This window comes from Bacillus sp. H1a, assembly GCF_000633475.1.
GTDB classification, from domain to species: domain Bacteria; phylum Bacillota; class Bacilli; order Bacillales; family Bacillaceae_G; genus Bacillus_A; species Bacillus_A paramycoides.
Map to the genome: position 1 here is coordinate 46,819 of NZ_AYMH01000015.1, position 15,682 is coordinate 62,500.

Annotated in this window: 18 protein-coding genes and 1 riboswitch; of the genes, 13 read left to right on the forward strand and 5 right to left on the reverse strand. The window is 35.5% G+C overall.

From position 1 onward, the window contains the following. The first annotated feature begins 14 nt into the window (after positions 1 to 14). Both lepB and U860_RS0106440 read left to right on the forward strand, forming a co-directional pair. Positions 15 to 536: a signal peptidase I gene (gene lepB, locus U860_RS0106435; protein ID WP_025147835.1), complete on the forward strand. Its 522-nt coding sequence runs from the start codon at positions 15 to 17 to the stop codon at positions 534 to 536. Positions 537 to 679: 143 nt separating this feature from the next. Continuing rightward, complete coding sequence (locus U860_RS0106440; protein ID WP_025147836.1) at positions 680 to 1,204, forward strand: 8-oxo-dGTP diphosphatase; 525 nt, start codon at positions 680 to 682, stop codon at positions 1,202 to 1,204. Between the two features lie 81 nt (positions 1,205 to 1,285). On the opposite strand, the gene U860_RS0106445 is transcribed toward U860_RS0106440, so the two are convergent. Further along, positions 1,286 to 2,050, reverse strand: a complete 765-nt coding sequence (locus tag U860_RS0106445; protein ID WP_025147837.1) for a class I SAM-dependent methyltransferase — start codon at positions 2,048 to 2,050, stop codon at positions 1,286 to 1,288. A 198-nt stretch (positions 2,051 to 2,248) separates the two neighbouring features. Here U860_RS0106445 and U860_RS0106450 point away from each other — a divergent pair, with 198 nt between their 5' ends. After that, entirely contained in the window at positions 2,249 to 2,740 is a 492-nt protein-coding gene (locus tag U860_RS0106450; RefSeq protein WP_025147838.1) for a DUF2716 domain-containing protein, read from the forward strand. A 62-nt stretch (positions 2,741 to 2,802) separates the two neighbouring features. Here U860_RS0106450 and U860_RS0106455 read toward each other — a convergent pair whose 3' ends face one another. Together U860_RS0106455 and U860_RS0106460 are read right to left on the reverse strand one after the other, a co-directional pair. Next, the gene (locus U860_RS0106455) at positions 2,803 to 3,108 is read right to left on the reverse strand and encodes an iron-sulfur cluster biosynthesis family protein (RefSeq protein ID WP_025147839.1); all 306 of its coding nucleotides are present in this window, start codon (positions 3,106 to 3,108) and stop codon (positions 2,803 to 2,805) included. A 113-nt stretch (positions 3,109 to 3,221) separates the two neighbouring features. Then, positions 3,222 to 4,688, reverse strand: coding sequence for an amino acid permease (locus U860_RS0106460; protein WP_025147840.1), 1,467 nt, complete (start codon positions 4,686 to 4,688; stop codon positions 3,222 to 3,224). Positions 4,689 to 4,800: 112 nt separating this feature from the next. Then, positions 4,801 to 4,993, reverse strand: a riboswitch (Lysine riboswitch). Between the two features lie 385 nt (positions 4,994 to 5,378). Here U860_RS0106460 and U860_RS0106465 point away from each other — a divergent pair. Continuing rightward, on the forward strand, positions 5,379 to 5,828 hold the full coding sequence (locus U860_RS0106465) for a GNAT family N-acetyltransferase (RefSeq protein WP_025147841.1): 450 nt from the start codon (positions 5,379 to 5,381) through the stop codon (positions 5,826 to 5,828). A 40-nt stretch (positions 5,829 to 5,868) separates the two neighbouring features. Here U860_RS0106465 and U860_RS0106470 read toward each other — a convergent pair whose 3' ends face one another. Then, on the reverse strand, positions 5,869 to 6,771 hold the full coding sequence (locus tag U860_RS0106470; protein ID WP_025147842.1) for a sulfite exporter TauE/SafE family protein: 903 nt from the start codon (positions 6,769 to 6,771) through the stop codon (positions 5,869 to 5,871). Positions 6,772 to 6,978: 207 nt separating this feature from the next. Between U860_RS0106470 and U860_RS0106475 the strand changes: the two genes are divergently transcribed. The 7 genes from U860_RS0106475 to U860_RS0106505 all read left to right on the forward strand — a co-directional run bounded on the left by U860_RS0106475 (position 6,979) and on the right by U860_RS0106505 (position 12,257). Further along, positions 6,979 to 7,776 carry a VOC family protein gene (locus U860_RS0106475; protein ID WP_025147843.1) on the forward strand — a complete coding sequence of 266 codons (798 nt, stop codon included), beginning with the start codon at positions 6,979 to 6,981 and terminating at the stop codon, positions 7,774 to 7,776. 13 nt (positions 7,777 to 7,789) lie between these two features. Next, positions 7,790 to 8,731: an aminoglycoside phosphotransferase family protein gene (locus tag U860_RS0106480; RefSeq protein WP_025147844.1), complete on the forward strand. Its 942-nt coding sequence runs from the start codon at positions 7,790 to 7,792 to the stop codon at positions 8,729 to 8,731. A gap of 13 nt (positions 8,732 to 8,744) precedes the next feature. Continuing rightward, entirely contained in the window at positions 8,745 to 9,488 is a 744-nt protein-coding gene (locus U860_RS0106485) for a metallophosphoesterase family protein (protein ID WP_025147845.1), read from the forward strand. Positions 9,489 to 9,658: 170 nt separating this feature from the next. Next, a complete protein-coding gene (locus tag U860_RS0106490) occupies positions 9,659 to 10,330 on the forward strand; it encodes a uridine kinase (RefSeq protein WP_025147846.1) in 672 nt (223 codons plus the stop codon). A 125-nt stretch (positions 10,331 to 10,455) separates the two neighbouring features. Next, positions 10,456 to 11,280 carry a DUF2785 domain-containing protein gene (locus tag U860_RS0106495; RefSeq protein WP_025147847.1) on the forward strand — a complete coding sequence of 275 codons (825 nt, stop codon included), beginning with the start codon at positions 10,456 to 10,458 and terminating at the stop codon, positions 11,278 to 11,280. Between the two features lie 51 nt (positions 11,281 to 11,331). Further along, positions 11,332 to 11,751: a GNAT family N-acetyltransferase gene (locus U860_RS0106500; RefSeq protein WP_025147848.1), complete on the forward strand. Its 420-nt coding sequence runs from the start codon at positions 11,332 to 11,334 to the stop codon at positions 11,749 to 11,751. Between the two features lie 191 nt (positions 11,752 to 11,942). Continuing rightward, entirely contained in the window at positions 11,943 to 12,257 is a 315-nt protein-coding gene (locus tag U860_RS0106505) for a DUF3892 domain-containing protein (RefSeq protein WP_025147849.1), read from the forward strand. Between the two features lie 86 nt (positions 12,258 to 12,343). Here U860_RS0106505 and U860_RS0106510 read toward each other — a convergent pair whose 3' ends face one another. After that, positions 12,344 to 12,784: a YaiI/YqxD family protein gene (locus U860_RS0106510; RefSeq protein WP_025147850.1), complete on the reverse strand. Its 441-nt coding sequence runs from the start codon at positions 12,782 to 12,784 to the stop codon at positions 12,344 to 12,346. 1,011 nt (positions 12,785 to 13,795) lie between these two features. Here U860_RS0106510 and U860_RS0106515 point away from each other — a divergent pair. Both U860_RS0106515 and U860_RS0106520 read left to right on the forward strand, forming a co-directional pair. Further along, a complete protein-coding gene (locus U860_RS0106515; protein WP_025147851.1) occupies positions 13,796 to 14,677 on the forward strand; it encodes an alpha/beta hydrolase in 882 nt (293 codons plus the stop codon). 197 nt (positions 14,678 to 14,874) lie between these two features. Continuing rightward, positions 14,875 to 15,648: a GNAT family N-acetyltransferase gene (locus U860_RS0106520; RefSeq protein WP_025147852.1), complete on the forward strand. Its 774-nt coding sequence runs from the start codon at positions 14,875 to 14,877 to the stop codon at positions 15,646 to 15,648. Positions 15,649 to 15,682 lie beyond the last annotated feature (34 nt).

Here is a 15,682-nt window from a genome sequence, read left to right on the forward strand (position 1 = left end):
AGGTGGGAATACATATGAAAAAGGAGATCAAGGGCGGCTGGGGAAAGTACATACTATTTATATTTGTTTTGGTAGTAGTGTATCAGTCTTTTACCTTATGTAAAGTTGAAGGGAAATCAATGCAACCGACTTTACATGAAGAAGACTACGTATTTGTAAATAAAGCTGCTGTACATGTTTCTGACATACAGCACGGAGAAATCGTCATTATTAAAGAAGAAGATGGATCGAAATATTATGTAAAACGCGTAATAGGACTTCCTGGTGATGTCATTAACATAACGAATGGAAGTGTATATGTTAATGACAAAAAGCAAGATGAACCGTATATAAATAAAGACCTATATAACAATACACAAGTGTTTTACAACTTTCAAAAGACAAAGATTCCACCAAATAAGTTATTTGTAATGGGAGATAATCGTGAGTATAGTAGGGATAGTCGAAATGGCTTAGGATATATTGAAGAAGATAACGTTATTGGCAAGGTGGAATTTATATATTATCCTTTTTCGAAAATGAAAATACTAGACTAGTTTAGTCTAGTTATTTTATTTTCTTCAAAAAACAACGAATGAATTAGATGAACCTTTTCATCCTCAAGTGCTCCTGTTAGGGCGATGATAAGTAACGCTTTTATATTAAGTTAACGGTTAGGAAATAGAAAGGATATGATAGTATGTATAAGTACACAATATGCTTCATTAGAAAAGGGGATACCATACTCCTTTTGAATAGGAACAAAAAGCCGACAATGGGAATGTGGAATGGTGTTGGCGGTAAAATTGAGGATAATGAAACCCCATATGAAGGAGTAATTAGAGAAACGTTTGAGGAAACGGGAATTCAGCTTCAAAGTGTAACGTATAAGGGGAATGTTATCTTTAAAGATAAAGACGAGCCTCGGGATAGTGAGGGAATGTATGTATTCCTTGCTGATTTACCAGATGGAGTACATATGGACACACCATTAAGCACGGCTGAAGGAATATTAGAATGGAAGTCAATCGATTGGATATTAGATGGTGATAACAGAGGTGTAGTTAGCAATTTACAAAGATACTTACCGATATTATTAAAAGAGGATAACAAATTAGAGCATACCTTTATTTATGATAACCGGAATATCATTGATTACATAACTTCTATTCTGACAGAAGATGATACGAAAAAACGACATGTAAAACATCTCGTTTCTCAATAGGAGAAGCCCCGTTAAAATACTAAAAAAAGCCAAATCCTTTATTGGAATTTGGCTTTTTTGCAGGGAATGCTAATTCAAGTTTTACTCTACATAATTTGCTTTAATGATAAAGCGGTGTTGCTTTACATCGAAATATCCTTTTTGCAAGATCATTTCATGTATGCGATACAATTCCTCATTATAGCGTTCGATAGTAAAATCAGGGATTTGCCACGGAATTGCTTTTAAATAATAAACGACAGCGCCGATATCATAATAGCGCTGAAGAGGGAACTCTTCCTTCGCTTCTATAATTGTAAATCCACTTTGCTTTAATTCACTACATGCTGTTTCGAGTGACCAACTTGCAAATTCTGAATTAAGCGGTGCACCAAACAGCTCATTAAGATGGGCACAATCAAGACCACCGACTTGCTGAGTAAGGAATACACCATTTGGCGAAAGGATCCTTTTTACTTCAGAAGCGCTATATGATTCATGTCTATTTATTATGAAATCAAATTGGTTATCGTGAAACGGTAAAGCAGAATCATCTGTTACTTCGAGAACTTGAACTCCTAAAGGCTCTAATTTTTTTCGAGCAATTGGTACGTTTGGAGTAAATCCTTCAGTAGCATACATACTGGACGGAAACGGTTGTAACATAGATAAAAACTCTCCGCCGCCAGTACCCATATCTAACATTGATTTTGCATGTTGCATAAGCTGGAAAGCAGCGCTACCGTACGACCATGATAAAGGCTCGCTATTCATTCGACCAGTTTCTGAAATGAAAGAAAAGTCCCAGCCGCTAAAATTTGTCTTTGCACTTTCTAATAGTGCTGAAAATAATGGATCACGTTTCATATTATTGTCCTCCTATTTCGTTAATGAATGATATAGTAAGAAATGAGAAAGGGAGGACCTCTTATTAAAATGAAGCGGTCTTACGTTTCGTGTTCGAATAGATTCATATTACATTCGCTCCTCGCGAGAATAGTTATTTATATATTCGGGATAGTCGAGTGGAAATCCTTTGAAATTATAAGGGAAGGCAGTTGTTTAATGAAAAATTGGATTGAGTTTACAGACAAAGAGTACGATCAAATTTGGGACAGGGTATACAGTGAACTTGAGTTTTCACCGAGTGATGTTACATTTCCATCATTTAAAGTGCCAAGTCCTTTTGTTACATATGATATTTCTCAGTATTTCGGTGAGTCGGTGGATTTAAGTGCATATGACGAGCTTGAAGAAAAAGCGTTACAAGCTTTTAGAGAGAATACAGAATTAGATGAATATATAACGGTACTTGATTGGCAACATGAATGTTACTGGGTAAATCCATATTTAAAGTTCGATAGAAATGAATTTGATGAGTGGATAATTCCAATCATCCCAAATGGAGACTACTATTTCTTTATTCAGAAGGACTTGAAGTGGGGGTATTTAGGTCATCCTTGGGAAAAGAGTATAACGATATTTGGAAAAGAACTAATAGAGAGCATTGAGCAAAATAAACCGGAAATGTTTTATAAGATTTTAAGGCAGGGCTAATGTGTATCTCTAATTTGAATATAAAAGATGCCAATACTTCAATACGAAATATTGGCATCTTTTTATTTTTTTATCGACAATCCATACACCAATGTCTCACTCGGAGTCGTAATACTAAAACCAGTCGTCTTATAATCAAGTTTTAACGTATCACCAGTATAATCTTTTGTGAATGAGTCCATTTGTACAATAAGCTGTTCATCTTCATATACAGCGTCATTTGCATTATATGTATCCCAAATTAGATCAACATCAACAAAAATACTACAAGAGTTTGTCATTGTTCCTCTAATGCGAATGATCTTTTTGTCTTCACGTTCTAGCTTCTGTATAGCTGCTTTTGCTTCATCAGTAATACGAATGTTCATTGGATCCCAACCTTTATTTATGTTTCTTCTATTATTGCAAAAACAGAAGAAATAGGGAAGGAAGAAGCATTGCAATAAAAAACGAGCAAACAATATTGTTTGCTCGTTGTACTTTATTTCAGTTCACATTTATCAAGTGGAATCACTTTCGTTTTCTTAGTAAATTTATATCCTAACCATAGTATTAAGAAGAGCGGTAAACCGATGTAAGAAACAAGTACACCGTTCCAATCGATAGATGCTCCCATAAATGCTCCGTAGTTTTGACCTAAAATAACGATCACACAAAGTGTAAATGCAAAGATTGGACCGAACGGGAACCATTTTGCTTTATATGGTAAATCTTTTAAATCTTTTCCTTGGGCAATATATGCTTTTCGGAAACGGTAATGACTAATAGCGATTCCTACCCAAGCAATAAATCCTGACATCCCAGAAGCATTTAATAACCAAATGTATACAACACCGTCACCGTATAAAGAAGCGATGAAAGCGACGCTACCAACTACTGATGTTGCGATTAATGCGTTAACAGGTACACCGCGGCTATCTAATTTACCTAAAAACTTTGGTGCTTTTCCTTGGCGAGCTAAATCCCAAAGCATACGAGTTGATGCGTACATTCCAGAGTTACCAGCAGATAAAACGGCAGTTAAAATAACAGCGTTCATAACAGAAGCAGCAAAGGCAACGCCCGCTTTTTCAAATACAAGTGTAAATGGACTTACTGTAACATCACTTGCTGCAAGGCTATCAGTCGTATAAGGAATTAATAAACCAATAACGAGAATTGCTAAAATGTAGAATAATAGAATACGCCAAAAAATAGAACGAATTGCTTTCGGAATATTACGTTCTGGATCAGACGTTTCACCAGCAGCCACTCCTAATAATTCAGTTCCTTGGAATGAGAATCCAGCGGCCATAAATACACCGATAATTGCCATGATTCCGCCGTTAAATGGTGCATCTGCAACAGTGAAGTTTTTAAATCCAATAAATTCGCCGCCCATAATTCCAAAAATCATCATAAAACCGACAATTAAAAAGATAATAATAGTAACTACTTTAATAAGTGCGAACCAATATTCAGATTCACCAAATCCTTTAACAGATAAATAATTTAAGAGAAAAATAATAGCTAAACAAAGTCCACTCCAAATAAGAGAAGGTGTATTTGGGAACCAAAATTTCATAATTAATGTTACGGCCGCTAGTTCAGCTGCGATCGTAATCGCCCAGTTATACCAATAGTTCCATCCAAGTGCAAAACCAAGTGATGGATCAACAAATTTTGTTGCATAAGTACTAAAAGATCCAGTAACAGGCATGTAAGCTGCGAGTTCTGCTAAGCTTGTCATTAAAAAATAAACCATAATCCCAATTGCAGCGTATGCAACTAGTGCACCGCCAGGACCAGCTGTATGGATAACACTACCGCTGGCAAGAAATAGTCCGGTACCGATTGTACCACCGAGAGAAATCATCGTAAGGTGACGAGATTTTAATCCACGTTTTAATTCACCTTGTCCTTGTGTAGTTTGCGTTTTAGAGGTAGCTTGATTCGTTGCGCTATTCATGTTCAACACTCCTTTTCTTGTAAGATAGGAAGGAGCGGGGGAGAAAAATACAAAAAACCGCCAAAAGAATTAGGCGGAACGTTTCACAAATAACCACCCCATCATACCCTTCCGTTAAGATAGCACCCCACGTCTACACGGTAATTTTGTAAACGTGACAGTTCTGTTCCTTTCGGAGACAGCCCCAGCCCATATTTCCAGAGAAGAAATATAAACTTCGGCAACTTTTCCTTTCAAACGGAGTCGATGACATTCTCTGTGTCTCGGCCGTTATACTCTTAAAAGTTGCAACCTCTACCTCATCGGATTGATGAGGATTTATTTATTGCTATGATTTTTAATATATGGCAATTGTAATGACTTTCTGAAAATATTGCAAGGAATTTTGTAGGGAAAAGTCAAAAATTATCGGTTATTGTATAGGAAACGCTTGCAAAACTCCACCCGAACCTACTATTATGTAACAATAAGCAAAGAAAAAATTGTTATACAAATGTTTCGCAAAAAATAATGAAAAATCCTCTAAAATTAAAAGAAAATTCAGAAAATATAATTCGACATAAACATCAAAAGGGGATTAGTTCTTTATTCTGTTTCAAGAATAAACATATGTGCGCGTTAAAAAGAATGAATATTCTTTATATTCGTGATAAAATTGAAGTATTGTTTAATGGAAAAGGGGACATCGTTATGAAATTAGAAACGGAAAGATTACATATTATCCCGTGTACGGAAGAGTGGGTTCAAATTGCGAATAATCAAGGATACAATAGTGGTCCGCATATTTTAGGGCATGTAGAAAATGTGAAACAAGATGCGGCTTTATTACCATGGGGCGCTTGGTATGTTATTCGAAAAGAAGATGACATCGTTTTAGGTGATATAGGATTTAAAGGGGCACCTAATGAGAATCATACAGTTGAAATTGGTTACGGATTTATTGAGAAATATTGGAATAAAGGGTATGCAACAGAAGCGGTTCGTGAATTAATGACGTGGGCTTTTCAAACAGGAGAGGTGGAAACGGTTATAGCAGAGACACTCCTTGATAACTATAGCTCTATTCGTGTATTAGAGAAATTACATATGAATAAAGTAAATAGTACTGAAACGATGATTAATTGGAAGATTGAAAAATAAAAAATACCGCCCGAAGCAAATCGGGCGGTATTTTGCGCAATTATGGTAGCATTTGTTTTTGATCTGTCGGATAGCCTATCGTCGTTTGTTTCGAATGATTTGAATGATTACGGACAGAAATGAAAATAGAAATAATAACGACTAGACCAACTGCAACATAAGAAAGTGTAATAATAGTTGGATCAACTTTAAATGATGTAAGTAATGTACGTATATTCGTAAAGATAATAAGGCCACCGACGAGTACGCCGAGTAAATGTGGAGGAACGATGCGTACTAACCATGCTGCGATTGGTGCGGCAACAACACCGCCGAGCATTAAGGCAAATACCCAAACCCAGCTAACTTGTTCCCAGCCAAGAGAGATGAAAAAGCCGATTGTTGCAGCGAGTGAAACAGGAAATTCGCTCGTATCTACAGATCCAATAACTTTTCTAGCTTCATTTCCTCTTGCAAGAAGAACAGGTGTCGTAATAGGCCCCCAGCCACCGCCACCAGTTGAATCAACAAATCCTGCAAATAAGCCAAGCGGCACAAGTTGTTTCGCAGACATACGCTTATTTGAAGCAACAATTTGTTTTTGGATGATGAATCGTAATAAAATATAAACCCCTAAAGTAAATAAAAATAAGGAAATGTATGGTTTAATTACATCGCCAGGTAAATTACTTAAAAAACATGCCCCGACAAAAGCACCGATCGCCCCTGGCAATGTAAGTCTAGAAACTGTATATTTATCAACGTTTCCGAATCGTATATGAGATGCACCGGAAGCGGCAGTAGTGACTACTTCAGCTAAATGAACTGATGCAGAAGCAACAGCTGGTGCGATACCAAACATTAATAATAAAGAGGAAGACGTTACCCCATACGCCATTCCAAGCGCTCCATCAATCAATTGAGCGAAAAACCCAATAATAGCAAAGACAATTAATTTCTGCATAAATAATCCCCCTAAAATAATAAATAAAAAAGGCACTTTCCCCGTGTGAGAAAAGTGCCTTTGGTTTTTCCAATCAGCATTATATTAATTTGTTTCATTATAATGCATATTAATCTTATAAATCAACTAGGTTTTAAAGTTTTTTGAATTGAATGAAAGAAAGAGAGAATATACAATAAAAGGATGGAGAGAAAGGGGAGAAAGAATATGTTAGCATTTGATCATCTCGTTCACGCAGTTCATTGTACGCCTGAGGAAGCAGCAAAACAAATGCAGTCATTAGGTTTTCATACAGTACAAGGTGGACAGCATACAAACTGGGGTACTTGGAATAGTTTATGTTATTTTGATTTATCATATATAGAATTTTTAGCAGTTCAGCACGAAGAAAAAGCGAAAGAAGCAGAAAATCCATTAGTGCAGGAAACGGTTGTTAAATTGCAAAATGGAGAAGGAATGCTACAAATCGCAATTCGAACAGATGAAATTGAAGAACTAGCAGTTAAGCTAAGCAAGCATGGTTTACAAACGATAGGACCATTTGAAGGAAAACGAGTGAGAAAAGATGGTCGCCTATTACAATGGAAAATGTTATTTGTAAAGCAGGAAGAGGACGGACCCAAATTACCATTCTTTATACAGTGGAATGAAACGGATGAAGAAAGAAGAAACGATTTACGTAAAACAGGGACGATCGCTGAACATAAAAGCGAAGTACAAGAAATTGAAACGATTCATTATGCGGTGAATAATGTACGAGAAACAGTGCGAAAATGGAAAGAAGTAATGGGGTTAACAGTAAGTTCAATCATAAGAGATGGAGAGTGGAATGCAGAGTGTCAAAGTGTATTATTTGGTGGTATTAGTGTGCAGTTTTGTGAACCGGTAGGGGTAGGGTTCGTACAAGAGCGTTTAGTACAGTACGGAGAATATCCGTTTGCGGTGGAGTTTAAAGGGGAAAGAAAACAGAAGCATCAAGTACTAGGTAGTATGTACATATATTAATAGAGGTGAGTTTGTGGAGAAAATTTTAAAAGCGATAGAAAGAAAACTAGACTGGCCTCTTATTTTAAGAGCGATTGTTATTTCAAAAGGTTTTTCGTTCGATGAGAAATATAAAATTGAATTAGAGAGTGGAGAAACGTATTTTATAAAAGTATGTGATTCTTCATATTTTGAACGGAAGCAGGAAGAATATGAATATATGCAGAGGCTAGAGTCATTGCATATTCCCATGCCAAAATTAATTCATTTTATAAGCCTTACCGAATTAAAGAAATGTGTACAAGTATTTGAGTGGATTGATGGATTAGATGGTGAAGATATATTAACAACTTTGTCTATTGAAGAGCAATATAGGGCTGGAAAAAAGGCTGGAGAAGTGCTGAAAAAGATTCATTTAGTCGAAAAAGAGAATGTGAGTAATTCATGGGAAATGTCTATATGGAGTAAATATGAGAGATACTTAGAAGCGTTGAAAGAATATAAAGTAGACTTTCTAAATTTAAATACAGTGTTAGACTTTGTAGGAAATCATAAAGATTTATTAAAAGGTCGTCCCATTGTATTTTTACATGACGATTTTCATCCAGCCAATATAATGATTGAACATAATGAATTTAGGGCTGTCATTGATTTTGCTAGATTCGATTTTGGTGATCCAATTCATGATTTTTATAAAGTAGCGTTATTTACGACTAATATAAGCGTACCATTCGCTATAGGACAAGTTCACGGTTATTGCGGAGGTGAACCATCGCTGCATTTTTGGAAATTGTATTCGCTATACGCAGCAATGATTTTCCTATCCGATATAGTATGGACAAATCGAACTACACCACATTTAGTAGATGATATGAAAGAGAGATTGAACCAAATTTTAGAAGAGCATAACGATTTTTCTTCTTATGTTCCGAGGTGGTATCAATCATTTAATACGGATATAGTAAACAAAAAATGATGGAGGGATTCATTTGGATAAAATTGCGGTAATTTCAGATATTCATGGTAATATTCCAGCATTAGAATCCGTACTGAAAGATATTAAATTAAGAGGAATAGAGCGCATTATTTGTCTAGGTGATTTAGTAGGAAAAGGACCTCATTCAAGCGAAGTAATTGAAATCGTTCGTAAAGAATGTGAAGGAGTCGTAATGGGAAACTGGGATGATTTCATTACAAAACCGACTGAATTTGAAGCATTAAAATGGCATCAAAAACAACTGTCAGAAGAAGAAAATGAGTATTTAAGAAGTTTACCATTTTCAATTGAGTTCTATATGAGTGGGAAACTCATTCGTATGTTCCACGCTTCACCGAGAAGTTTATATGAAAGAATTCAACCGCACGCTTCAAGAGAAGAGCGTGTTAGTATGTTCGAAAATAGTGATTTGACGGAAAATATAGAAGGGGAAAGAAAACCAGATGTCGTTTGCTACGGTGACGTTCACCAAGCGTTTGTTCAAAATTTCAGAGGGAAAACGTTATGTAATGCTGGGAGTGTAGGAAATCCTCTTGAAATTACACAAGCGTCATATTTAATCTTTGAAGGAACTTACAATGAAAAAGAAGCAGCGAGTTTTTCCATTCAACTAGTAAGAGTACCGTATGATATTGAATTAGCCATTCGACTAGCTGAAGAGCTCAATATGCCAGAAATTGAGGAATACAAGCAGGAGTTGCGAACTGCTTTGTATCGAGGGTTGAAAGCGAAGTAGGGAATATCTAGATCAATAGTCAATGGAACGATATCAACAATTTTTGAAATATATCGGTCGTAACTTGAAATATATCAACGGTCTTTTCAAAATATTGATTTACCGACAAATAGTGACAAAAAATATTTATCATAATTATATTATGTAAACAACATTAAGGAGGGAATGTCGTGCATCGCCAAAAACGACTGAAAGAAATTGCTGATCATATTTTAGCGTTAAATTTAAGTCATCCGTTAAGAGTTGGAGTAAGTGGTATTACAGCCTCAGGAAAGACAACATTTGCAAACGAACTAGCAGAGGAAATGAAAAAACAGGGAGTGCAAGTAACACGCGCCACTATTGACGATTTTCATAACCCGAGAGCGATTCGATATGCGCAAGGTAAAGAATCTGCAAGAGGATATTATGAAGATGCACACGATTATACAGCTTTTAAAGAAAGATTATTAATGCCTTTAGGACCTAATGGAGATTTACATTATGAAACGATTTCTCATAATTTAATAACTGACATCCCTGTACATAATGCACCTGTAGTGGCTCCGCCTAATATGGTGTTAATAGTTGATGGGACATTTCTATTAAAAAAAGACATTGAGCATTTATTTGATTATAAAATTTTTGTAGATACAGATTTTGAGATTGCTAGAAAACGTGGTGCAAAGCGAGAGACTAAAGCTTTTGGAAGTTATGAAGAAGCCGAGAAGATGTTTTCGAACAGATATCATGCAGCTTGTAAGATGTATATAGACGAGCATAATCCAAAAGCGTGTGCGGATGCTATATTTCTGAATAGTGATTTTGGAAATCCAGATGTTATCTTTCATGAACGAAAGTAATGCACAGTCAGAAATATATGTATAACCTTTTATTTATTGTTATAATTAAATTAATTTTATGAAAAAAATTACAGGGGATAAGGCAAAAATAAGTTGAAAAACGTAAAAAGGGGACAGGACATATAATGACGGAAGTACAAGAATTAAAAGAAGAATTACAACAAATACAAAATAACAATTATGCTGTACCAGAGGATGTAGATGCATATCCATATGCACAGTGGATGCTAGATTATATCGGATCACCAGATGCTGAATTACGTGATGATTTGATTTATAGTACGCTTCACACATGGATTACAAATGATGTATTTAGACAAAAAGAATTAAGAGGATTAATGTTACAAGCAATTAGTCCTGATTATTTATTTTATAAAATTGGTGAAAAGGGAACAGACTCTGTTTTTAAACGTGCGTTTTCCGTGTTAATTCCGCCGCTTATTTTATCTGTTCATGAAAGAGAACCATTGTTAACTGAAGAACAACTGTACAGTGTGGCAGAACAAGTTTTGGAATATGTATATTTAGAAGAAGATGTAAGGGGTTACGTAGAAGGAAAAGGATGGGCGCACTCTACGGCACATGCTGCAGATGCGTTAGATGCTTTAGCACGTACGATACAAAATCGCGAGTTTTCATATGCTATACTAGCTGCTGTTCGTCAAAAGGTTCGTATGAATGACTACGTATACATACACTTTGAGGATGAGAGATTAGTAAAACCAATTATGTCGTTGCGGGACCAAAATCTTTTAACTGAAGAGGAATGGAGCAACTGGCTACATAGTATAGCAATTGCTGAAGACATCCGACATCCTCAGTATGCTATTTTAATCCAAAATGTTAGAGCTTTCTTAAGAAGTTTGTATTTTACAGCTTTGGAGAAAGAGGGATCTACTGTTTTTACAGATGATATATTGGAGACTTTGAAGAATTTGCGTAGATATTAAAAGATGTCGAATTTATATACTTGTTGAAATTGAGGACTTGGAGGATACATTTTGAAGAAATATGAGTTTAAAAATAACATTCCAACATTGGAAGAATATAAATATTTGTGCGAGTCTGTCGGATGGACTAATTATATGAATTTTGAAGTGGTGGAAACATCACTGAAGAATTCAATTCACTGCATCACTGTCAATGATAATGAACAAATTGTAGGCATGGGGAGAATTGTTGGTGATGGGGCTATCTATTTCTATATTCAAGATATAGTGGTTCATCCAGATTATCAGAAAAATGGTATTGGGAAAGAAATAATGAATATTTTGGTTGAATATTTAAATCGAAATGCCCCGGATAAGGCATTTGTCGGTTTGTTTGCATCACAAGGTAAAGAATCGTTCTATGAAAAATATGATTTTCAAGATTACTCACCAAACATGACGGGGATGTTTACTGTAATCTCGAAAAAGTAAACATTAACAGTTTTAATTCCCTAATATTGAGAGGTACTCTATAAAATTTAAAAATGAATTTGTAATAGATTGAAAAAATTATGATTTGGGTTATCTCTTTTTGGGAGTGTATTTTTGTTAATTTGATAGGTAGAATACATAAAACTAATAGCTTCCAAACATACTAATAAAATGTTTTGGAGGTGAGTTTTATGGATAAAAAAGATTTTCAAAAAGTTTATAATGATTACTTACATCAAGGAGAAGAGCAAGCTCAATTGGAAGTAGCTCGGGAAGTCGATTCAGGAGTAGAACAAATTGTTGCAGTTCGTAAAAATGATGAAGGTGATTTGATTGCTTTTAAAACAAGTAGTGGAAGAGAATTAGATTATATTACTGCTCTTGATGAAGCAAAATCAGGGAAGTTAGCTCATGTGGACGTATTCCATAAGTATGGCAGGGATATTATACGTAGTGAACCAGATGGTATGAAAGAAACTAACTTAGATAATTTACCTTCTTTTTAAACGGGTAAACCTAAAGAAGAGAATGTTAATTTTGATATTCTCTTCTTTTCTTTGCCAAGATTCCCCTGCAAATAGACAGTTTGTTTCTAAAGTGAAATTACTTTTTTAAAAAGCTCCCTGAATTTTTCTCTATCTTCTGCTGTAAACGGTTTGGGACCCTTTGTACGCTTTCCGCTTTTTCGAGCCATTGCACTTAAATAACGTGTTTGTAATAATTGGTCAATGTTCTCATTTGTATACTTATACCCTTTATGATGAAGAACTACACAGCCTTTTGCTAAACCGAGCGAAGCAAGACCATAATCTTGCGTAACGATTAAATCTTCTTTTTTTGCTAACTGCATAATCCGGTAATCCGCAGCATCTGCTCCAGAATCAACATAAATTGTTTCCACACCTGCTGGCTGCTCCGCATTAGAAAAATGAGAAAAGCTAGTAACGAGGGTAACAGGAATTTCAGCATTCGTAGCTTCAAAGATAATAATATCTTTTACAGGACAAGCATCTGCATCAACGTAAATTTTCATTTTTATCACTCCCATAAATAAGTACGAATTGATAATAATGGCAGATTTATCTTTTGTCAAACGAGGAAGATTTATCTAAACTCAGTGAACTACTCACCACTTAGCAAAGCTTGAAGTGGGAGCTTCTCAGTTCCACGACGAAAGTAACCTTTCGTCTCCCTGAGCGTTACTTCGGGGTGTTCCACCCCTAGATGTCCAACGCTTGGGTGCTCTCTTGGTACGGTTGATATTTTACGCAGGAACCGAATGGCTTGATTTTCGCACTCTATTTTCTTCCTGCAACCTCATATATCAAGTTATCAAAGAACTTCATATAGCTAGTTTATCAAAAGTTTTTGGCTATGCCAAACCGAAATTCATCTCCCACCTACCGTTGGGCTATCGCCCTTCACACGCTTGAGGAAGGAGAATTCTTTCGGTAAATTCGTTAAAAAAACATTTTTTTATTAAAGGGCGCGAATGTTGAACAAGAATTATAAGGGTGATACATGACTAATATGTATCACCTTTCATTTTTTATGATTTTTCATGTTTCATGTATTGATAATAAAAAAGATTGATCACTCATTTATCCCGCATTAACGGGCAGTAAGACTCCCACCTCAAAATTCGGAGAATGCGAGGAAGTTAGGTGGGAGATCAACTGCACGTAAACGCCCGATTGGTTCAACTAATAATCAGTGGGGGATGAACAAAACCCCCACTGATTAAAGTTTCACTTTATATGAGGGGGTAAATATGGAGGATAATTAGTCTGCTAAAGGGTTGATTAACAGGTATAAATAGTGTATTCTGAAAATTACAAAAAGAACACAAGTTCCCTTTTGTGTCAACAGGAGATGGTTGATAAATAGAGATAAAAGTTATAGAAGTTCCAATGGTAACTAGTTTTGTTTAATGGCAAGACCATTTACTTAAATAGAATTATTTCATTGGGAACTTGTATAAAGTCAAGAAACTGGTTGCGATTGCTCGTATTGTGGTCAACATACTTATAAGGAGTGAGACAAAATGGTGAATACGAAAAAAGGTACAAAACCATTCTTCACACACAGGAAGGTTATTGTTAAAGAGATACCTATCCATGTAGTCGAAGCAGGTTCAGAGTCAAAGCAAACAATCTTTTTTATTCATGGGTGGCCGGCATGTTGGTTAGAGTTTGAAACAGTTATGACAGTCCTATCTGAGGACTATCATGTTGTAGCCATTGACTTGCCCGGTATAGGAGACTCGAAAATCCCGCTACAGTCATACAGCAAACGGAATATAGCAAGATATGTTCGAGGCGTTATGGATGCTATGAATTTAACCGATGTCACCTTAGTCGGATGTGATGTTGGTGGACAAATAACTTATGCATTTTTAAAGGAATCTCCAAATAGGGTTACACGCGCGGTTATTATGAATGTCGTTATCCCAGGAGTTGATCCTTGGGACATAGTGAAAAGCAATCCTTACATCTGGCATTTTGCTTTTCATTCTATACCTGAAATACCTGAACAACTTGTTGCGGGTAATGAATCTCTATATTTTTCCTACTTTTATGATGTCCTTGCAGGAAAAGGTAAGAAGATGAGTGATGCCCTTAGAAAATCATATACCAATGCTTACACCCGTCCAGAAGCTCTGAAAGCAGGATTTGATTTTTATAGATATTTTGATCAGGATCAAAAAGATAATTTCGCGTCGAAAGGTGAAATCGTTTTGATTCCGATTCTCTATCTGCGCGGAGAAGATGAACGTATATATATTGAAACATATATGAAAGGATTTAGAGAAAATGGTTTACAAAATATCAAAGCAAGGATAATCGGAAATTGCGGGCATTTTGCTGCCGAAGAACAGCCTGAAAAAGTGGCATCCGCTATAAAGGAATTTGTAAGAAGTAACTAGACTAGGTTCCCATGGTCATTTTTATGTTGAATGTCAAACTTATTCCAGAATAAGGTACTATTGTGGAATGAAACTTAGATTTTTAAACGACTTTATTGTTATATTTTTTAGTGTAGTTGAATTTTATTTATCTTAAAAAAATATATGATAACATAGTATTGATAGAAAAATATTAATTTTCAGAAATGAGGAATTGAATGATTTATGAAGCAGATAACAACGTAAGGGGAAAATTAGTATCAATGTTTGAAAATATTGATAGCACTATAGTTCTTTCATATTTCCAAGGACATATGGGAAATGCTTGGGTAGACAACCTTGAAAGTCCAACTGTGGCTCAAATAACTGTGGGGATTTTTGTATTTTATGCTGGGAATCCGAACGCAGAGGAAGCGGAAGAATTACTGTATAATCTTCCTGATTTTACTCTTGCAATTGTTGATTCGGATGAATGGAAACATCGGATAGAGACTGTTCACAAAGGATCAATTCAGAAATTTCAACGATTCAGATTTAACAAGAACCCTGAGGATTTAGATAGAGTACACATACAGAAACTACTGTCTACATTACCTGAAGAGTATGAAATTAAAAAGATTGATAAAAACATAGCAAAAGCCCCGTCATTCCATGAACTCTCAGAAGACTTTATAAGTCAGTTTGATTCTAGTGCTGATTTTATTGATAGAGGAGTAGGGTATGCTATTTTACATAAAGGGCAAGTCGTTTCTGCGGCAACATCATTTAGCATATATGATGATGGAATTGAGATTGAAATTGCTAGTCACCCTAACCATAGAAGAAAAGGTTTAGCAACAATTGTAGCATCTGCACTCATATTAGATTGTCTAGATCGAGGAAAATACCCTAGTTGGGATGGAGCTAATTCTGAATCTGTTGAACTAGCAAAAAAGCTGGGATACACGTTTAAGGAATCTTATGATACGTATTTTATTGATATTAAAAAGTGAACTAACTGTTGTACATAAACTAAAGGAGGCTTTA